A 20,271-nucleotide genomic window follows, 5' to 3' on the forward strand; every position below is an offset into this window, starting at 1 on the left:
CAATTACTATGGCTATTAATTCTATTACTGATGAAGATGCTCTTAATTGGTTTCATCATTGTGGTCTCTGCTTCGACCCTTTTAGTTAGCTTCTTTTGTGGCGGGTTTGATCGGTATTTGCTGTAAATTACTGATGCGATTGGCTCTTAGATCCAGATAAACTAGATTAGTCAGGCGCGAGATCGGCTTGATATCTGTGATTTTATTGCTGTCAAGATCCAGCCTTCTCAAGTTGCTTAAACCTGATAAAGCTTGAATATTAGTAACATTGCTGTGGGTTAATTCAAGGACAGTCAAGGATTTTAGGCTAGACAAAGAGCTAATATCAGAAATTTTAGTGTTGAAAAAACTTAACTCATTCAATTGAGTTAGATTCTTCAAACTCTCGATATTTTTGATTGAGCTATACCACAGTGTAAATTTCTTTAACTTGGTCAGACTAGAGAGCGATCGGATATCAGTTATGTTCTTCCCTAGAAGTCTCAGATCCGTTAGATTGTTTAGGCTAGCAAGGGGGCTAATATCGGTAAGACTATCGCTGTAAATAGCAAGGGCTTCAAGTTTTTTGAGATTCACTAGGGGGGTGAGATCGGTGATTTTGTGACTAAAGAAACTGAGCTGACGTAAATTTGTCAAACTGGCGATCGGTCGGAGGTCGCTAATATCAGATGGAGTAGGACTAGAGGTTAGTAGTTCGGTTCGTTCGTTAAGAGCAATATCTGCTAACCGACAATCTTGCGTCCTAGAACCCTCTAATAAATAATCAATAGTTTTCTTTGTTTCTGAAGGCAAAGAGTTCCTCTCTTTACACCAGTCTTCAAATCTCTTCACTTTAGGGAGCTCCGTCGCAAAGCTAGCGGACGAATGAAATAGAGTTAATAAAAAAACTGTAAGAAACAACGATTTCATAAGCAAAAAATTGGTAGAAGCAAAAAACAAAATATCACCTGCCGAAAATGTGGCAATACACCCAATAAGATGACAAGGTCATAATAGTTATGTCTTATATAGCTTTCTCCAAATGTATTAGAAGAGAATGGCAATATTTGATTTTGTGATATTGACGATCGCCCGACGCTCAAACATTGAATGCAATCGCTTAGAAAATGCCATACTCCCTTCTCCATCAAGAAATAGCGGTGCGGGGCATAGCCCCGCACCGCTATTTCTTGATTTTATATATCTATTTCTTTAGTGGGAACGGAGTAGTATATCCTAAGGAGTAGTTTTAGCCGAAAAAAATGAGTATCTTTCTGCAAACCCTTGCCCAAGCCAATGCAATTTATGTCAAACAAAAATTTGAACTAGCAGAAATATTTGGCTTTGAAACTCGCAACCGTTATCAAATCCAAACCGATGATGGTCAACAATTTGGGTATTGCTCTGAGCCAAAACTTGGCTTCTTAGATGCGATCATGCGACAGTTTCTAGGACATTGGCGAGTTTTTAATATCGTGGGAACTGATATGGCTAATCAGCAAGTTTTTCGCGCTCATCATCCTTTTCGCTGTTTTTTTCAGCGCCTTGATATTTTTGGGGCAGGCGATCGCCCTGTGGGAAGTTTGCAACAGAGATTTGCATGGTTTAACAAAAAATTTGAATTTTTGGATACTAGGGGGCGAGTGGTCATGAGTATGACTTCGCCATTATGGAAAATTTGGACATTCCCCATCAAAAAAGCTGAAAGGGAAGTATCGGTAATTGAAAAGAAATGGACAGGGCTATCTAAAGAACTATTCACTGATGCTGATAACTTTAGAGTCCGCTTCACCGATGCGAAATTAACAGCAGATGAAAAGTTGCTGTTACTCGCTGGTGCAGTGTTTGTTGATCTTTTATACTTTGAGACTAAAGCTTCTTAATAGTCAGGAATTACCTTGAGCTTTCAGATTATTCGTTACGAAGAAATTGATTCAACTAATAGTGAAGCTTGGCGACTAATTGATCGTCTCGAAGCGCTATCAAACACGGTGCTCATTGCCAAACGCCAAACTAAAGGCAGAGGTCAACGCGGTAATAGTTGGCAGTCAGACTTGGGGGGATTATTTATGTCAGTGATTTTGCAGCCAAATTTGACAGCAGCAAATGCTCATCAAATTACACTCTGGTCAGCTTGGGGCATAGCTAAGGTACTGAATGAAACAGGGGCAAATGTAAAGCTGAAATGGTTAAACGATCTATTAATCGATCGCCGTAAATTGGGAGGAATTCTCACTGAAACGCGAATCGAGGCTGGTAAAGTTCTTTACGCAGTAGTGGGGATCGGGATTAATTGGACAAACGAGGTTCCTGAAGGCGCGATCGCACTGGGCGAATTACCAACAACTTTATCAAGTATGGATGAACTGATCGAAGTGGTACTAAAAGGCATACAGCTAGGTCAGACTCGCAGCGAAAATGAAGGCATGATGAGCATTTTGGCGGAATATTTAGAGCTACTTAGCGACAAAAAAGTACGTCAAACAGTTAATGGGCGGGAACTTCAAGGCAAAATAATCGACATTAGACCAACGGGCGAACTGGTAGTAAGATGGGAGGGCAATTCCCAAGAAGCGATCTATCAGCCTCAAAACTTCTCTGTCGGCTATCAGTAGAATCAAATTATGCGAAAATCAACAATTTCAACGATTACGTTAGCAACCCTGCTCTGCCTCTCCACAAATAACTACTTTTTAGTTGGCTCAGCATATGCCGCAACGAAATCTGCTATTTCCCCTGAAGCAGTATCAAAACCTTCGACACCAGCTACGCAGGTTCAAACTCAACCTGCGATCGCACCTGCACCCACTGTAGAGATCAAAAGTGAAAGTAACTTTAACTCTGCTTCAGATGTTAAGCCTATAAATAATGCAGGGAATCGCGAATCTGTCTTAATCAATATTGAGACTGCATCGAATCCATCACCAAAAGCCTCTGCCAAGCGATCTCAGCCCGTTGGGCAACCTGTCGAAATTGTCCTAGAGAACCGATCTACTGGTTGTAAATTCAAGGCTAGTAGCCTCTTGGAACGCAATGGCGATCTTTGTAATCCTGAAGTAGCGATCGCCGCTAGAAATGCATCGAATAGATCACAAAACTATTACCAAAATGGCAATGTTCTCTATACCGCCGCATCGGGAGAAACTGCCGTCCAAGTGCGTCGCCTCACTTCTCAAGAAATTGCCGCGATGAGCTTGCCTAGCAATGGTGACAAGCAAATGCTGTTTCCATTAATTTCTCCATCGGTGATTAGTTCGCTATTTGGCGCTCGTGTCCATCCTGTCACAGGTCAAGTGCGCTTTCATCAAGGGACAGACTTAGCTGCCCCCGAAGGTACACCTGTGGTCGCCGCCTTTAGTGGTCGTGTAGAAATTGCGGGTTGGCTCGGTGGCTATGGCTTAATTGTCGTCATTTCTCACGGAGACACCCATGAGACTCGTTATGCGCACTTGTCTGAGGTCTTAGTCAAGCCAGGGCAAGAGGTCAAGCAGGGCAATGTGATTGGTTTGGTCGGTAGTACGGGTATGGCGACTGGACCACATCTACATTTCGAGATTTGGCAAAAAATGCGAGAGGGACTGGTAGCGATCGATCCCACACCGCAGTTAATGCTTGCCATGGAGCAATTGCAAAAATATCTCGCACAATCAACTAAATCAGCAAATAAAGCTTAAGTAGTAAAAGCCTCGCATTGCGAGGCTTTTACTGATTTTACTTATGAACTTTTCCATCGGGAAGCGTTGCACCTTTGAGAATTGCTCCGACAAGATTGGCACTACTTAACTCAGCACGGTTGAGAATTGCATCAGTCAAATCTGCCTTGGCTAGGTTAGTCCGAGCAAGATATGCTTCGATGAGATTAGCCCTGATCATAATTGCCCCACTGAGATTAGCTCGACTGAGATCAGCACGAGTCAATTTGACATCCGTGAGATCTGTACCTTGCATCTGCACCCGACTCGCCTTAACATCTGCCATAATCGCGTTTCGCAGTGAAACTCCATTAAGATCTGCATCGATTAAAATTGCTCTTTCCAATTTGGCATTATTTAAAATTGCTCCTGTGAGGATCGCACAACTGAGATTAGCTTCAGAGAGAAATACGCCTTGCATATTGGCATTATTTAACTTTGCCTCACTAAGGTTTGCACCACTAAGAGTTGCTTCTTGGAGATTTGCACCGCGTAGGTCGGCTTTATGGAGATCTGCACCAGATAGATTTGCCCCACGCAGGTCAGCACCAGATAGATTTGCGCCTGTTAGACTAGCTGTGCTGCGTTTCTTTTTGCCAGCATCAATTTCATGTTGATCGCCGATCGCTCTTTCTTGTCTGAGATTTGCTCCCTTCATGCAGGCTCCGACAAGGTTCGCGCCACTCAAGTTAACCGTTCGCATATCTGCGTCAATTAAGTTAGTATCCATCAAATTGGCAAGACTGAGATTTGCGCCAAAAAGTGTTGCTCCTTGCAGACTAGCTCCATGCAAATCAGCATTGGATAGATTGACATTACTCATGCTCGCTTGATTGAGATTCGCACCACAAAGATTTGCACCAACCATTAAGGCTCCGCGCATATTTGCCCTTGTCAAACAAGAAAAAGTCAAAACCGTACTATTGAGGTAGGCTTTTGAGAGATTAACATCCAGCCAATCCGTGCGACTAAGGTTCGCCCCACTGAGTTTGATGCCATTGAGATTAAGCCCACTAAAGTCGCGATCGCCTTTTGCATAGCGGCGCAAAATATCTTGAGAAGTAAGTGCTGCATCCATATTGAAGATCCTCAAAATAAAAAACTAAGAGGTAATTTCATTACTGAGAATAGCCTGAAGATATTCCCGTAAGACAAAATCCCTGTAGGAGCAGGTTTTGGAATAAATCTATGGCTAAACCATTGACTTGTAGCTAAACCTGCCCCTACGCCAGCAATTGAATTCAACCAAAAAATTGATTAAACAGAGGTCGCAGAAGCGAACTCTTGTTGTTGCTCATTAAGTTGTTCAAGAATTGCGGAACTCTCTAGCTCAGTCCCATTAGCAAGACGCTGTTGTTGTAAATCCAAGGCTGCCTTAATTAAACCTTGGAAAAGTGGATGTGGTCTACTAGGACGAGATTGGAACTCAGGATGGAATTGAGTGGCAATAAAATAAGGATGGCTCGGAAGTTCGATCGCTTCTACTAGTCGCCCATCGGGAGAAGTACCGCTAATCACATAGCCAGAGTCAATAAACTGCGATCGATAGGCATTATTAAATTCATAGCGATGACGATGGCGCTCGTAAATCACTGACTCATTATAAAGCTCATGAACTAGGCTATTTGGAGCAAGACGGCAAGCATATAGCCCCAAACGCATTGTGCCGCCAAGGTTAACGACATCCTGCTGTTCAGGCAAGAGGTGAATAACAGGATTTGTGGAGTCTGGCGCAAACTCGGCGCTATTTGCATCGCTAAGTTTACCAACATTTCTAGCCCAGTCAATAACTGCGCATTGCATTCCTAAACATAAACCTAAAAATGGAATTTGGCGATCGCGTGCATATTGTACGGCAGCAACTTTCCCATCGACACCACGGTGACCAAATCCACCAGGGACAACGATCGCATGGACATCTTTTAGGAATTTCTCTGCGCCGTATGCCTCAATGTCTTCAGAGTTGATCCAGCGCAAATTTACATTGCTATTAACGGCGATCGCACCATGTTTTAGGGCTTCGATCACCGAAAGATAGGCATCGGTCAGTCTTACATATTTACCAACGATTGCCACCTCTACTTGATGCTCTGAGCGATAGAGACGCTCTACAAGGGTTTGCCAGCTACGAAGATCAGGTTGACGTTGTTGCATACCTAGCAGGCGCAGCACTTGCTCAGCAAGCCCTTCACGCTCCATCGCTAATGGCACTTCATAGATGCTTTTCACATCTTGCCCTGTCATTACGCATTCGGGTAGCACGTTGCAAAATTCTGAGACTTTGTCTTTGATGTTTTGCGGTAAAGGGCGATCGCTACGACAGACTAAAATGTCTGGCTGAATCCCCACGGATTGTAATTCCTTAACCGAGTGCTGAGTGGGCTTAGTTTTCATCTCTCCAGCGGAGGCGATCCAAGGCATCAGGGTAACGTGCATATAGACAACATTTTGCCGTCCCACATCCTTACGAAACTGACGAATTGCTTCGATAAATGGGAGTGATTCGATATCGCCTACCGTCCCGCCAATTTCTACGATGACAACGTCAGGATTACCATTTTTTGCAACGCGATGAATTCGTTCTTTAATTTCATTAGTAATATGTGGGATCACCTGCACCGTGCCGCCTTGATAGTCGCCGCGCCGTTCTTTATTGATCACACCTTGATAAATTGCGCCTGTGGTGACATTACTTAGCTTTGACATCGAGGTATCAGTAAAGCGCTCATAATGCCCCAAGTCTAGATCTGTCTCTGCGCCATCTTCGGTGACAAAAACTTCTCCATGCTGAAACGGACTCATCGTTCCTGGGTCAACATTGATATAGGGATCGAGTTTTAGAATTGCGATCGAATAATCCCTAGATTTAAGTAATCGTCCCAAACTTGCGGCAACGATGCCCTTCCCGATACTAGAGACAACACCGCCAGTCACAAAGATATACTTAGCCATAAAAATTTCGTTATAGGGTGCATTGTTTTATTGTTTCGTAAACAATGCTTAACAAAGTGATTATATAGCAGGTGATTGCTCTGCAAGATCTGAGCATAGATATTACAGCCGTGCTTATGCTTTAAGCGCGTTATTTTTACTCAAAATATAGCCAATCAAGTCATGACATAAAACCCATTCATAAAATTGCGGCGCAAAGCGCCGCAATTTTATGAATGGGTTTTGGCTTTGTCTTAATATCGCTGATTAAAGCTACCGACAATTCATGCGATCTCTAAATTGCTGTAATCGATTTGTTCATAAATCCTAGCAATAATCGACAAGTCTCGATTTAAAAGATAGCTATTATTTCCTTGGAAAATCATATGGAGCCATTGGTTTTAGGCGTTTAGTGACAATTTCCCAGTCAATTTTTGATGGTGGATTGAGAAAATTTGAGTAGGCAAAAGCCATTTGTTTAGCAGCTTCTTCAAAAGACATTTTCCCTGTCGCTGTTCCTAACCCAGGACAAGCAACAACTTCTATTGGTGTAGAGTGGTGTCGATTATGCTTTCTTACTGCTAGCAACATTGCCCACATTGCTACATAGACATTGTCTGTATGAGATATTGGCATTGGTAGCCGCATGGTAGGGGTATGCGCGATAAATGGATGCTTTGGGTGTTGTGTCTCAACAATCAGCGAAGTTCCAACAGGTTGTTCTCCCAAGTATTCTTGAATAATGCAGTGCTGCACTTGCCCCATTAATTTTTGTCCAAAGAAATCAATGATGGCTAGATCTACTCCTCCATCCATCAATCCAAAAGAATTGGCTGCACTTACCATGCAATCAAATTCTGGTAGGTTTTGAAAATAACCTTGAACAATTTCTATGTTTGGTAAGTTTTGAAAATAAATTTCCCAGTTTTTACATAATTCTGCATTAGGAGCCACTAAGATTAGTTTTTTTAACGTATCTTTGCCAAACATATCAGTAGTCATAAAGTTCTACCTGAAATTATTTGTGAGGAATCGTTTCAGCAAGGGTTTTTGCGTTAACAGGCGATCGCACAGCTTTAAACATGCCAAAACGACAAAGTCCTGCCCCAAAAGCTAGACGCATTAATAAAATCGTGGGTATTTCCCTTACAGATTTAATAAATCCTGATACGCCAAAACTTATCAATCCTTTAGGACGCGCTACACCTTGCCAGATTGAATCTAGCCATGAAGGAAGAGTTTCTGCTGTCCAATCAGAAGTTGTTACCTTGCCATCGACGAAACCTGTCGCCTCCAAAAGCTCAGAGAAGCCTTCAATGCTTGAGAACTCAGGATGTGACCATTGATCGAGGAGTTGCTTCATTACAGGCTTCTCCCAAATATTTAGAGGCACTTGGCGATCGTCTCGCTGATTCCAATCTGCAAGTACTAGCAACCCATTGGGCTTGAGTACGCGCATCAACTCCTTTGCAAAAATAGCTTTGTCGGGCATATGTGGTCCCGCTTCAACTGACCAAACCACATCAAAGCTTGCATCAGGGAATGACATCGCCATCGCATCATCGACCTGAAATTGCAGATCAAGATCCTTTGGAGTTAGCTCTTGAGCACGTTTGACCTGCTCAGGGCTAATCGTAATTCCTGTAACGGAGAAGCCATAGTCCTTTGCCAAAATACGGCTACTGCCACCAATACCACAGCCGACATCCAGAACAGTCGTTCCAGCAGGCAGCTTATCTAAGCCACCCCAACGCACCATCTCATGAACAAAATCAGATTTAGCAGTCAAGAAGTCTTTAGAACGCGGCGGCGAACCATAATGACCTAGATGAATATGTTCGCCCCAGTAGAACTCTAAAATGCCATCTTCTGTCCATTGATCATAGGAATTAGCAACAGAATCAGCAGATTGATAGCGACGTGCTGTAGCTAGATAAATGCCGATTCCTGCGATCGCAACTACTGAGATAGCTTCCAACGTAGTAATAAATAAATTCATCAAGATTAAGTCTTACCATTTTTGACAAGTAATTCTTCCAGCTTATTTTGATTTAGATGACTTTGCTCTATATCCAGAGCTGTAGATTTTGCCTTGTGAAATTCAGCGATCGAGATGAGTTTACCTGCTTCAGAATCCCACAACACAAACTTGGCGCAACCAAGCATATCTCCAAGCCTTAGAGTTCTGACCTTGGAGAGAAGGTGAATATTTTCGTTATGACAAGCTTCGAGATTATAGTTAGGGATTCTCTCAGAAAGGTGATGGATATTATGAAAACCGATGTCTGCGGAAAACCACTTCAAAATTGTTGGCAATTCTAAATAACTGCTACCATCAAGTGCTCCAAGGAGATAGTCCCAACCTTCTGTTTTGTGAGCATAGGAGTCTTCAAAGTTGTGCTGCACAAAAAACACGCAGATAAAGATTGCTGCTGAAAAAGTCAAACTGATTGAGTAAATGCTGAAAAAGAATCCTGCTCCGAGCAAATGGCTAAGGAAAATCCAACTACCGATAACGCAAATATTATTGAGTAGCAAATCTATAAATTCCGCCCCCGTATACCAATTTCTAGATTTGTGAGAAGAGATAATCGCGGCTAAACCCATGCGAGGGTCTTTCCTTAAACTGGAAAATATATGACCAATAAAATCATAGCTTCCTGCAATTAGTGCATATCTTGGTCTGATGGCAAGGTAGAAAAAGCCTCCCAAAAAAGACATTAATGGATGTCTCATTACGGCATAAAGCTTTTGATCGGAATCATTAAGCTTAGAGAATTCTTCAGTAGAGAGAAATGCTGCGACACCACGGTATCGTTCCCAATCCCCATTGGTTTTGTGGTGATAAGCATGACCTCTTGACCATGGATATTGGGGTATAGCATTAATCACGCCCAAAAAGAAACCAACAACTCTATTCACTTTTTTGGAAGTAAAGAGTGAATAATGTCCACAATCATGCATTAACGAGAAGCATCGCAATGAAAAGAGAGTCATCAAAATGATGATTGGTGGCAGAAACCAAAAAGATACTGCTGCTGCTTTAACTGCTAAAAACCATAGAGCAATATAGGGAACAACGGTATTCAGGATTTGATAGGTTGCCCATAGATCATTGCTCTTCATGTAAGGAGCAAGAACAAAGTCTGATTTTTTAATTATATTTTCCACTCAATAAAATACTCTTGTAAATAACTCTAGCTGCATGGCTAGGACGGGCAGCACGTTGCGCCGCCCATTCTAGGTTCTAATAAACCGATGTGATGATTCGGGCGGTGACCCTGTTGGCATAAATTCATCCCAGCGATCGCATACTTGTTTGTAGCATTCTGAGGGAGAAATCTTCAGGTTTTGGAGACAGTAAATTTCGATATGTTGATCGATATTCATTGCCAGAATGATCTCTTGTTGAGCATCATAGTTGGCGATCGCCTGCATTAATGACGGAATCTGTCTTGAACTGATACCCATTTCCAGTAAATAGGGTGCAGCAAATTCTGCTGCTATAAACTGAGTTCTAAATTGCCAAAGGTGAAAACTCGGCTTAAAATCAGCAGCAGGTTGACCGACAATACAAACTGTAATCCCTTTCCCTGATGTTACAACACCCCTCAGGGCATGATATCCAATTAGTAAAAAATTATCTCGAATAAACTGAGGTTGCCAAGAATGGCAGATGTCCTGACGTTCTTTATGATCTCGCAGCATTGGACTTCCTATTTGTCTGCTTGATGCGATCGCCTTGGCACAGTTTTTGTGAAAGCTGGAGCAATTGTAAAACTTCTAAAAATTGCAAACTAAACATCATCTATACCTCGCAGATGAAAAAGTGTAGGTTTGTGAATCTTAAAAAGAGCCACTTTACGATCGGCGGGCATCCTGACTTAGAGATTGATGCATCTCATCACAGTTGCGGGACAGCGCTGGGTTTACACCAAACTTTCCCCGTTTCCTCCAACGGCTGTTACCCGTTGGAACCGAACGATAGTCTCTTCATTGTAGGACATAAACTCAAAAAAGAGAAAGGCAGCGCAAAGCGCCGCCTTTCTCTTTTTTTGGTTTACTGTACAACTAAAATTGTTTTGAGGCTGTCATCGCTTGCCCCATTAATAACACCGCCCGATCGCAAAATAGCTTGCAACATTTCCACGACCTCGAACGTGATTTCTTCACCAATACAAACTAGAGGAATCCCTGGAGGATAAGGACAAAGAGATTCAGCACTAACTCTCCCGATCGAATTATCAATAGAAATGCGATCGCATTTCCCCAAATACACCTCACGCGGAGTCAAACCAGATTGATAATTCGTAATTCGTAATTCATAATTCGTAATTAATTCTTCCTTTTTCCCTTTTCCTTTTTCCTTAACAAGCCGTTGGAATCCATTCACTAGCCGATCAATATCATCGTGGGTATTGCCAAAACTGAGACTAAATACTAATTGCGATCTGGTGGGCATTTCTGCCATTACATCTAATTGGGAATACAAATATTCATCAGCTTCAAAGCCTGTAATACTTATGCAATCAGTCATTACTGTAAGGCGAGTATCGTCAAGTGTGGGAACTTCTATTTGACTAAAGGTTCGTAAATTAGGAATTTGATTTAATTGCGATCGCGCTGATTTAGCTAAGCCCAATGTGTAAGCTAAGAGTTCTTTGCCATTTACTGCCAGTTGTCGCCGCGCCACATCCAGAGAAATCATAAGCAATAGACTAGGGCTGCTCGATCGCAATATTTGCAAAGCGCTATCTACCTGTTCGGCTGCGATGCGATCGCCTTGCAGATGCAAAATTGAAGACTGGGTGAGACTACCTGCGACTTTGTGTGTGGACTGTACAACTAGGTCGGCTCCTGCTTGCAATGCCGAATTTGGTAGATCAGGATGAAAACCTAAATGCGCTCCGTGAGCAGCATCAACTAATAAGGGAACATTAAAAGAATGGGCGATCGTTACCATTTTTTGCAATTCGCCACAAACTCCAAAATAATTGGGGCTAACTAGCATCACTGCTTTCGCATCAGAATGCAGGTTCAGGAATAATTCTAAGGTTGTAGGACTCACACCCAAGTCCAAATCAAATTCTGGCAGATAGTCAGTGGGCAAATATACAGGAGTAGCGCCATTAATAACTAGTCCTGCGATCGCCGCTTTGTGACAGTTTCGCCCAATTAAAATCTTGTCTCCCTGCTGACAAGTTGCCAATAGCATTGCTTGTACACCACAAGTAGAGCCATTGGTTAGGAACCATACGCGATCGCTACCATAAGCATCAGCAGCCAGTGCTTCGGCTTCTGCGATCGGTTTTGCGAGATCAGGCAATTCTGGCAAATCTAGGCGAAAAATATTTTCACCCATGATTGACATAAATTCGCGATCAATCCCTTGACCGCGTTTATGTCCTGGCATATAAAACGGCGCATGATCAATATCTAGATATCGCTGCGCCGCTTCTAATAATGGAACTGAATTTTGATTCAAGGTCTACTTAGGTGATTTAAAATTTACCCCACCCTAGCCCTCCCCTTGCAAAGGGGAGGGAACAAGATTTCTAGTTTTCCCCCTTTGCAAGGGGGAATTAAAGGGGGTAAGTCCGACTTATTTCTAGAAGAAGGGAGATTTTTTACAAGAAACCTTCTTATTCCAAATACTTTTCCAAAGCGGTTTCGACAAGATCCTTCATCGAAGCGCCCTTTTCTTCAACAGCCTTTTTGAGCATCTCATAGGACTTCGCCGAAAGAGTGACGCGATGACGGACATCTTTGCGCTTGCCTTTAGATTCGTTTTCGTCAAGTTCTGACACATAGGATTCTGCAAACTTTCGCAAATCTTCATTGCCCTTACGATCGCAAAAATCACCAAACCCTTCGCCATCTGTGCGTTCATTTTTGAAATAAACAAATAGCGGCTCTAAACCTTTCTCCAGATTATTAATATGCAAGCGTTGTACATAGGGCTGGGCTAAGCGTGTTGAGTCAAAGCTACCACCCAACCAAACTTGGTATTCATCAACAGCGCTACCAACAAAGGCAAGTTCAGCCATGTATGGGCGAGCACAACCATTGGGGCAACCTGTCATGCGGGTGACAAAGGTTTCTTGATCTAATCCCAAACGTACTAATAGCTTACGAATTCTCGCTAATACACTTGGCAAGGCACGTTCTGACTCAGCGATCGCTAGTCCGCAAGTGGGAAATGCGGGACAAGCCATGGAGTAACGCACTAGCGAATCAATTTTGTCAGGAGCCAGCACATGACAGCGATCGAGAATCTTTTGAATCTCCTCTTTTTCATCAGCGGCGATTTCGGTAATCAGCAAATTGTGGTTGGGAGTCAACACAAAATCATGGTGAAACTTTTCGCAGATCTCGCTTAGAGCCGTTTTTAGCTGCAAATCTTCGCGATCGCTTACCCGACCATTTTCAATTGAGACTCCTACAAAATACTTACCATCACCTTGCTCATGCCAGCCAAGATAATCCTGATATTTAAAATCTGGTAAAGATCGCGCAGGTGCTAGTTCCGTGGGGTAATATTCTCGCAAAACATGCTTGAATTTTTCCACTCCCCACTCATGCAAAATATGCTTGAAGCGAGAATGACGACGATTGTGGCGATCGCCAAAGTCACGTTGTAAGGAAACGATCGCCTTAATCACATCATAAATCTTGGCGACAGGGACAAAGCCAATGCTGTCAGCCATTCTAACAATGGTGGCATCGTTATTGTGGGCGCGTCCTAAACCACCACCGACATAGACATTAAAGCCTTCTAGCTCTTTTTGATCATTAGTAATCACCACTAATGCCAGATCGTTGGTATAGAGATCGACTGAGTTATCACCAGCCACAGCGATCGCAATCTTAAACTTGCGTGGTAGATACTGCACACCATAAATAGGCTCAATATCACTGATATTAGTTTTAGCAGTCCCCGCGCCCTGACGATTTCTCGCTTCGGTTACTTCTGGAGATTCGGAAGAAGTAACCGCTACTTCACCATCAAGCCAAATATCGTAATAGGCTCCAGCTTGTGGAGCAAGTAAATCCGCAATTTTAAAAGCGTATTCGCGAGCATAGGCATACTCAGGTTTATTTTTAAAAGGAGCGGATGGAGCCATCACGTTACGATTGATGTCGCCACAAGCGCCTACAGTGGAGCCCATATTTCTAGTGATATCAGCAATCACCGTTTTTAGATTTTCTTTGAGAATGCCGTGAATCTGAAAGCCTTGGCGTGTTGTAGCCCTCAAAGTATGGTTGCCATACTTATCACAGAGTTTATCTAAAGCAGAATACAACTGCCAAGGAATTATCCCGCCTGGGCTACGGGTACGCAACATCATGCTGTATTGAGCTTCTTCGCCTTTAGTCTTGTTCTTTTCAAAATCGCGTTCTTTTTGTTGATAGGAACCATGAAATTTCAGGATTTGTATACCATCCTGGCTGAAAAAAGGATTGCCATCATTTAGCTCAGTGTTGATAGGACCTCGCAAAAAGTTGCTTTTTTGCTTAAGGACTTCAACCTTTGATACTTTTACAGGATTTGTCAAAGTGTTTGTCATGGTTCAACTATCGAAACTTCGTATATTTTTAGTTTTTGCGCCCCACCATTATACCCCGATAACCCTATCGGAATTAGGATGAACTTTACAAAAAGAAAAGGCGGCACAATGTGCCGCCTTTTCTTTTGGGGTCGGAATTAAGATGAGTTTTACCTAAAAAAGCAAAAGGCTAGAAAATAATATGCCGCCTTTTCTTTTGGGTTCGGAATTAAGATGAGCTTTACTTAAAGCAAAAGGCTAGAAAATAATATGCTGCCTTTTGTTTGAGATTTAGCAAAGCTTATTCGCTTTCTTTACTAAAACCAGAATATGCTTCCATACCATGTTCAGATATATCGAGACCCTTGAACTCTTCTTCAGCCTCGACACGAATACCACCAGTAATCAGGGAAATTGCGTACCAAGCGATAAAGCTAAAAGCAACAGTAAAACCACCAACAGCAGCAACACCAATCAATTGATAAAGGAGCTGGTCAAAGCCACCGCCAAACAATAGACCAGCTTTGGGCCCAGCACCAGCTTGTAGAATGTAACCACCGCCAATGTCTGTTTTTTGTCCAACGGCAAATAAACCAACTGCTAGAGTGCCCCAAATACCGCAGCATAGGTGAACTGAAGTAGCACCTACTGGATCGTCAATTTTTAGACCATCAAAGAATCCAACTGCGAATACAACAATTACGCCACCGATCGCACCAATGATAATTGAGCTAGGTAGGGTGATCCAAGCACAAGAAGCAGTTACAGAGACTAATCCAGCCAAAATACCGTTAACAATCATCGATAGGTCAGGCTTACCAAGATACAGCCAAGCCACAATAGTTGCAGCAATGCCACCTGCGGAAGCACCCATGTTAGTCGTCAAGGCAATGTGAGAAATCAAACGACCGTCAGCTGACATGGTAGAACCTGGGTTGAATCCGAACCAGCCTAACCATAGAATCAAACAACCCAAAGTCGCAAGACCCATATTATGTCCAGGGATGGCACGATTTTTGCCATCTTCGCCGTATCGCCCAATGCGTGGACCAAGGACGGCTGCGCCAATAAGCGCTGCCCAGCCACCTACAGAGTGAACGACTGTAGAACCAGCAAAATCAAAGAAGCTACCTGTGGTTGCACCTGAAGCATCCTTGGCTATGTTGGCTAACCAGCCACCACCCCAGATCCAATGACCTGTGATCGCATAGGCGACACCAACCAAAACAAAGCTAAACAGCAAGAACGAAACAAACTTAATACGCTCAGCGACTGCACCTGAAACAATCGTTGCAGCTGTTCCAGCAAATACTAACTGGAACAAGAACTTAGCTTCTAGTGGTACTCCTGTCCAGCTAAGCCCAGGGAAGTCACCCTTATAATCCGCAAGCGTAGCAGGACTATTGTCTGTACCATTTAGGAAAAATCCTTTGGAGCCAATAAAGGCATTACCACCATTGTCACCGTACATGAAGGCAAAACCGATCGCCCAGTAAGCAATGGTAGCGATCGCAAATACGATTAAGTTCTTGGTGAGAATGTTAACCGCATTTTTGCGGCGACAAAAGCCAGACTCCACCAGAGCGAAGCCTGCATTCATAAAAAATACTAGAAATGCCGCTATAACTACCCAAAGAGTATCTAAACCAACTTTGAGAGCAGCAACGTTTGCCTGAACTTTATCAGCAGTTAGAGGTTCAGGAGTAGGCGCAGCAGTTTGAGCAGTGGCTGCATACACCCAAAAAACACCGATTATTGCAGCTAGAGGTACACAAGCAGTCCAATTCACTGAACTTTTGAGCCTCTTTCTGTGATTTGACTTATAAACCAACACCTTAGAGTTCTCCTCGTTGAAGTAATGCACCCATGCAAACGCAAAGATCTATTACATTCATGACATCAGATTCAAGTAGGTAGACTTTGTATAAACCTATACATTTCGACCTATAACCATCATTTCAAGGCAAAAAACAACAACGAAAAAAACTAATGCAAATCATAGAGGTGTTGCAGAGATATCGATTATCGATGAATCGACAGCTTTTTTTATGATATTCAAGAAAAAAGGCGACGCATAGCGCCGCCTTTTTTCTTGAGATTAGTTTACCTTTAAAGATAAAAGATTTTATCCTTCGGAAGAACTTTGACCGAAGAACACACTAGAGCCGAAGTCGCTACCATAACCCTCTTCACCATGAACAGGTAAGTCAATACCTTGCTCTTCGATAGAAGGGGCAACTCTCAAGTCCATAAATAGTTTTAAGACTTGCAGAATGATGAATGTGGCTATGGCTGCAAACACGTAGGTAGTAGCAACACCAGCTAACTGAATTAATATTTGGTTAGCGTTGCCATCTAAAAGACCAAGGTTGATATCAGCACCCTTAGCATCTTTCATTAGATTTGCCGTTTTGGTTGCAAATACACCAGTTAGAATGGCTCCAACAGTTCCGCCAACACCGTGCACTGAGAAAGTATCGAGAGAGTCATCAAACTTGAACTTAGCACGCAAACTCACAGCGGTAAAACAGCATACTGCTGTAATTGATCCAATCAAAATCGCACCAATGGGAGTGACAAAACCCGCCGCAGGTGTGATACCAACCAGTCCAGCTAGAAATCCGCTAGCAATACCAACCGCAGTTGGCTTACCACGCAACACCCATTCAACCAATAGCCACGTCAAGCCACCAGACGAAGTTGCAACTGTAGTAGCTACAAAAGCAACAGACGCGATCGGTCCGGCACTAAGAGCGCTACCTGCGTTAAAGCCAAACCATCCAAACCAGAGCAGTCCAATACCTAGTAGCACATAGGGGACGTTGTGGGGAGTATGTGGTTTAGTGGCAAAATCCTTACGAGAACCAACCACCAAAACGGCTACAACCGCAGCAACACCAGAGCTAATATGCACAACCGTGCCACCAGCAAAGTCTAATGCACCCATTTCGCCTAAGAACCCACGTCCCCAGACCATATGGGCGAGAGGTGAGTAAACAAAGGTAGACCAAAGGAGAATGAACCAGAAATAAGCTTTGAAGCTCATGCGCTCAACGATCGCACCAGAAATCAAAGCTGGTGTGATGATCGCAAACATCATCTGGTAAACCATGAATACGGCATGGGGAATTGTACCAGCGTAACCAATAGGATCAGGTGCATCAAACTTGACTCCATTGAGAAATAACCAATCAAATCCACCAATAAACTTTTCTAGCCCCTGCCCAAAAGTACCCTTAGCTACTTCAGCAGTTACATCAAAGGCTAGACTATATCCCCAGAGTACCCAAGTGACACCGACTACAGCCATGAGTAACAAGCTCATCATCATCGTGTTTAGTACGTTGCGTGTACGGACTAAACCGCCGTAGAAAAAGGCAAGCCCAGGAGTCATCAGCAATACGAGAGCCGCCGCTACCAACATAAATGCAGTATCACCTGAGTTAATTGGCGAAGCCGCTGGAGCTGGTGCGAGAAGCTTGTCAAGTGCTTCCTTTTGCTCTTTGGTTAGAGTTACAACGTCACCACTTGCTGGAGCGGATGTCGGGGACGGAGCAACACTGGGAGAAGGACTCGCTGTAGCCGCAGGGGAGGTTGTTGTTGGGCTAGCTGTAGGAGAAGGAGAAGTAGTTGCTTGCGCCCAAGTCTGACCTGTAAAAGGAAAACTCACCAACCACAGGACTAGCAACGAACTTAGAAGAAATTTTTTGATCACAGACTCTATCCTTTCACAAATTTTTCTTGTCTTCACAATAAGGCGACATGAGTTTAGGTAAGCACCTTTTAAATAGCTCTAAAAGACCAATCTCTTATAGCGCTCACTAACTCATTTTTATAGTTACCATAGAGAAATTATTCAAGAATGATTTCATCAAGTTATAAGTCTTCAATCTGTATTAGAAATCACATTTTTGATTATGGAGGCAAGAAGATTATCAATAATGATAAGTAACTATGCGCAATTAATTATGAAAATCAAAAACCTGTAGCACCTACTAAGTAGACATCACAGGCTACGGGGCTGGACTTTAAATTACGCCAAGATACCTACTAAAATCATGAACGCAAGATAAAAACTGAAATTTAGCAGCAAAAATTAGAATATTCTGTACCTTTAAGCATTAATGCTGAACCCGAAAGGGTTACTTCGGTGCTCATTTTGCTAATTTGATCACACGCTTAAAATCTCCTGTGCTAGAGTTGGTGTACTTTTAGATATATTCCTCACACACCTCACTTTTCAGGAAGTTGACATGGCAAAAGGCGGATTTGTACTTGGTACAACAGCAGCATTAGCTGCGGCTGTGGCAGTTGTTGGTTTTCAGCTAGCAAACCCTAGCATCGCCGCATTTCGAGATAGCCCCAAAGAAATAGTTGATGAAGCTTGGCAGCTTATCAATCGCGAATATGTTGATGGGGCGTTCAACAAAGTTGACTGGCGGCAAGTCAGACGACAATATGTCGAAAATCGCGATTATTCTTCTAAGGCTGAAGCCTATCGCTCAGTTCGAGAAATGCTTAAACTTCTTGACGATCCATATACTCGCTTTATGGACCCTGAGCAGTTTAAGAGTATGCAAATTGATACTTCGGGAGAGCTCACAGGGGTTGGGATCCAGCTTGGGATGGATGACGCAACTAAGCAACTAACGGTTGTTGCCCCTATCGAAGATTCTCCTGCATCCCGTGCTGGAGTTTTGACAAAAGACATCATTACTTCGATCGCGAATAAATCGACCGATGGCATGGATATCAACCAAGCCGTTGCCTTAATCCGTGGGCCTGCTGGTACAAAGGTTAAATTGGGGATCAAGCGTGGCGATAAGCAGTTTGACATTGAGCTAGAACGCGCCAAGATTGAGATCCATCCAGTCAAGGCTGAGCTTCGTGATACCAATATCGGCAAGGTTGGCTACATCAGCTTGCGTCAGTTCAATGCCAATGCAGCAAGTGACATGCGTAAAGCAATCCAAGATCACGTAAGTAAAGGCGCGGTTGGATTTGTATTAGATTTGCGATCTAACCCTGGTGGATTGCTATATTCCAGTGCCGAAATCGCACGGATGTGGCTCGACAACGCCACCATTGTTTCCACAATTGATCGTAAGGGCGAAAGCGAACGCCTAACTGCTAATCGTCAAGCTATTACCAATAAGCCACTTGTGGTTTTAGTTGATGGTGGATCGGCTAGTGCTAGTGAGATCCTATCTGGTGCTTTGCAAGATAATAAACGAGCTGTGATTGTCGGTACTAAAACCTTTGGCAAGGGACTAGTCCAGTCAGTGCATTCCCTGAGTGATGGTTCGGGCATGGCGGTAACGATCGCTAAGTACTACACCCCCAGTGGACGTGATATCAATCATTTGGGTATCATTCCTGACCGTATAGTCGAACTAACCAAAGAAGATCTCGAAAAGCTGAATAAAAACCGTGATCTTGTCGGCACAAGCTCTGATCCACAGTTTGCCAAAGCGATCGATATTTTATCGACTGAGCTTAAAAGTGTAAGCTCTCGCTAAATTCAAAACAAAAACGAAAAGGGATGTGGCGCAAAGCGCCGCATCCCTTTTCGTTTTTAAGATATAAATCAAAAAGGTGTACTTTGTCTGCCTTTTTGATTTTTTTTGATTAGGAATCCATATGACGAGTTAGTACTGCTTCCATAGTGCTTTCAAGATTTTGTCCCGCAATAATGCCACTAGTTAGAGAGTAAATATTATTATCTCGACGGTAAAGCGTTTGAAAACCTGTTCGCATCTTTTTGTCACCCATTACCCAGTAACGTTGAATAATGGAATCTGGTCCAATTATACCTTCCCCTTCAACTTTACCCAGAGAGCTATCATCAACAACAAACGTAAAACGTCGCTCATCTGAATCAATTCTGCCTTTGTAAGCCATGGTTAGTTCTTCGCGATCTGAGTTGGGGAAAGTCAGCTTCGTAACCATTGTGAACCAAAAGTTATCCCTTGACCAACCTACCAAAGTTCTACCCTTGACTTGAATTGGCATCGAATCTCTATCTACCCAATTGCCTTCGATAGTCCATTTACCAGGTTGCACTAAAAAGGTATGCGCCACAATTTTTGTTGCTCTGTTTTGTTGCTCGGCATGTTTAATCT

16 protein-coding genes and 1 riboswitch are annotated in these 20,271 nt (G+C 43.0%); of the genes, 4 read left to right on the plus strand and 12 right to left on the minus strand.

Going from position 1 to position 20,271, the window contains the following annotated elements:
* Positions 1-81: 81 nt before the first annotated feature.
* On the minus strand, positions 82-792 hold the full coding sequence (locus tag PseudUWO311_RS21100) for a leucine-rich repeat domain-containing protein (protein ID WP_223807670.1): 711 nt from the start codon (positions 790-792) through the stop codon (positions 82-84).
* 449 nt (positions 793-1,241) lie between these two features.
* Here PseudUWO311_RS21100 and PseudUWO311_RS21105 point away from each other — a divergent pair, with 449 nt between their 5' ends.
* From PseudUWO311_RS21105 to PseudUWO311_RS21115, 3 genes are read left to right on the plus strand one after another with little or no spacing between them, the layout of a single operon-like run.
* On the plus strand, positions 1,242-1,862 hold the full coding sequence (locus PseudUWO311_RS21105) for a phospholipid scramblase-related protein (protein WP_142657208.1): 621 nt from the start codon (positions 1,242-1,244) through the stop codon (positions 1,860-1,862).
* Between the two features lie 15 nt (positions 1,863-1,877).
* Positions 1,878-2,594: a biotin--[acetyl-CoA-carboxylase] ligase gene (locus tag PseudUWO311_RS21110; protein WP_190303601.1), complete on the plus strand. Its 717-nt coding sequence runs from the start codon at positions 1,878-1,880 to the stop codon at positions 2,592-2,594.
* Positions 2,595-2,603: 9 nt separating this feature from the next.
* Positions 2,604-3,653 carry a M23 family metallopeptidase gene (locus PseudUWO311_RS21115; RefSeq protein WP_142657210.1) on the plus strand — a complete coding sequence of 350 codons (1,050 nt, stop codon included), beginning with the start codon at positions 2,604-2,606 and terminating at the stop codon, positions 3,651-3,653.
* 37 nt (positions 3,654-3,690) lie between these two features.
* On the opposite strand, the gene PseudUWO311_RS21120 is transcribed toward PseudUWO311_RS21115, so the two are convergent.
* From PseudUWO311_RS21120 to PseudUWO311_RS21165, 10 genes are all read right to left on the minus strand, one after another.
* Positions 3,691-4,749: a pentapeptide repeat-containing protein gene (locus PseudUWO311_RS21120; RefSeq protein WP_142657211.1), complete on the minus strand. Its 1,059-nt coding sequence runs from the start codon at positions 4,747-4,749 to the stop codon at positions 3,691-3,693.
* Positions 4,750-4,928: 179 nt separating this feature from the next.
* Positions 4,929-6,623, minus strand: coding sequence for a CTP synthase (locus PseudUWO311_RS21125; protein ID WP_142657212.1), 1,695 nt, complete (start codon positions 6,621-6,623; stop codon positions 4,929-4,931).
* Positions 6,624-6,968: 345 nt separating this feature from the next.
* Entirely contained in the window at positions 6,969-7,592 is a 624-nt protein-coding gene (locus PseudUWO311_RS21130) for a macro domain-containing protein (protein ID WP_142657213.1), read from the minus strand.
* 28 nt (positions 7,593-7,620) lie between these two features.
* Complete coding sequence (locus PseudUWO311_RS21135) at positions 7,621-8,601, minus strand: methyltransferase domain-containing protein (RefSeq protein WP_142657214.1); 981 nt, start codon at positions 8,599-8,601, stop codon at positions 7,621-7,623.
* A 5-nt stretch (positions 8,602-8,606) separates the two neighbouring features.
* The gene (locus tag PseudUWO311_RS21140; RefSeq protein WP_142657215.1) at positions 8,607-9,773 is read right to left on the minus strand and encodes a fatty acid desaturase; all 1,167 of its coding nucleotides are present in this window, start codon (positions 9,771-9,773) and stop codon (positions 8,607-8,609) included.
* Between the two features lie 69 nt (positions 9,774-9,842).
* Positions 9,843-10,310, minus strand: a complete 468-nt coding sequence (locus PseudUWO311_RS21145) for a hypothetical protein (RefSeq protein ID WP_142657216.1) — start codon at positions 10,308-10,310, stop codon at positions 9,843-9,845.
* Between the two features lie 143 nt (positions 10,311-10,453).
* Positions 10,454-10,599: riboswitch (cobalamin riboswitch) on the minus strand.
* Positions 10,600-10,662: 63 nt separating this feature from the next.
* Positions 10,663-12,087, minus strand: coding sequence for an aminotransferase class I/II-fold pyridoxal phosphate-dependent enzyme (locus PseudUWO311_RS21150; protein WP_142657217.1), 1,425 nt, complete (start codon positions 12,085-12,087; stop codon positions 10,663-10,665).
* A gap of 157 nt (positions 12,088-12,244) precedes the next feature.
* Positions 12,245-14,170: a sulfite reductase, ferredoxin dependent gene (gene sir, locus PseudUWO311_RS21155; protein WP_142657218.1), complete on the minus strand. Its 1,926-nt coding sequence runs from the start codon at positions 14,168-14,170 to the stop codon at positions 12,245-12,247.
* A gap of 280 nt (positions 14,171-14,450) precedes the next feature.
* Positions 14,451-15,983, minus strand: a complete 1,533-nt coding sequence (locus PseudUWO311_RS21160) for an ammonium transporter (protein WP_142657245.1) — start codon at positions 15,981-15,983, stop codon at positions 14,451-14,453.
* A gap of 291 nt (positions 15,984-16,274) precedes the next feature.
* Positions 16,275-17,597 (minus strand): ammonium transporter, encoded by a 1,323-nt coding sequence (locus PseudUWO311_RS21165; protein ID WP_223807677.1) that lies wholly within the window; start codon positions 17,595-17,597, stop codon positions 16,275-16,277.
* 805 nt (positions 17,598-18,402) lie between these two features.
* Between PseudUWO311_RS21165 and ctpC the strand changes: the two genes are divergently transcribed.
* On the plus strand, positions 18,403-19,668 hold the full coding sequence (ctpC, locus tag PseudUWO311_RS21170; RefSeq protein ID WP_142657219.1) for a carboxyl-terminal processing protease CtpC: 1,266 nt from the start codon (positions 18,403-18,405) through the stop codon (positions 19,666-19,668).
* Positions 19,669-19,777: 109 nt separating this feature from the next.
* Here the strand turns inward: ctpC and PseudUWO311_RS21175 are convergent, their stop codons facing one another.
* Positions 19,778-20,230: a hypothetical protein gene (locus PseudUWO311_RS21175; protein ID WP_142657220.1), complete on the minus strand. Its 453-nt coding sequence runs from the start codon at positions 20,228-20,230 to the stop codon at positions 19,778-19,780.
* Between the last annotated feature and the right edge of the window lie 41 nt (positions 20,231-20,271).

Origin of the sequence: Pseudanabaena sp. UWO311, from assembly GCF_006937785.1 — a bacterium.
Taxonomy (GTDB): Bacteria; Cyanobacteriota; Cyanobacteriia; order Pseudanabaenales; family Pseudanabaenaceae; genus Pseudanabaena.

What these genes read in the sequence shown, in the direction of transcription:
- PseudUWO311_RS21130 (WP_142657213.1), bottom strand. Translation starts at nt 7,592, where the DNA reads ATGTTTGGCAAAGATACGTTAAAAAAACTAATCTTAGTGGCTCCTAAT.
- ctpC (WP_142657219.1), top strand. Translation starts at nt 18,403, where the DNA reads ATGGCAAAAGGCGGATTTGTACTTGGTACAACAGCAGCATTAGCTGCG.
- PseudUWO311_RS21105 (WP_142657208.1), top strand. Translation starts at nt 1,242, where the DNA reads ATGAGTATCTTTCTGCAAACCCTTGCCCAAGCCAATGCAATTTATGTC.
- PseudUWO311_RS21115 (WP_142657210.1), top strand. Translation starts at nt 2,604, where the DNA reads ATGCGAAAATCAACAATTTCAACGATTACGTTAGCAACCCTGCTCTGC.
- PseudUWO311_RS21120 (WP_142657211.1), bottom strand. Translation starts at nt 4,749, where the DNA reads ATGGATGCAGCACTTACTTCTCAAGATATTTTGCGCCGCTATGCAAAA.
- sir (WP_142657218.1), bottom strand. Translation starts at nt 14,170, where the DNA reads ATGACAAACACTTTGACAAATCCTGTAAAAGTATCAAAGGTTGAAGTC.
- PseudUWO311_RS21135 (WP_142657214.1), bottom strand. Translation starts at nt 8,601, where the DNA reads ATGAATTTATTTATTACTACGTTGGAAGCTATCTCAGTAGTTGCGATC.
- PseudUWO311_RS21145 (WP_142657216.1), bottom strand. Translation starts at nt 10,310, where the DNA reads ATGCTGCGAGATCATAAAGAACGTCAGGACATCTGCCATTCTTGGCAA.
- PseudUWO311_RS21125 (WP_142657212.1), bottom strand. Translation starts at nt 6,623, where the DNA reads ATGGCTAAGTATATCTTTGTGACTGGCGGTGTTGTCTCTAGTATCGGG.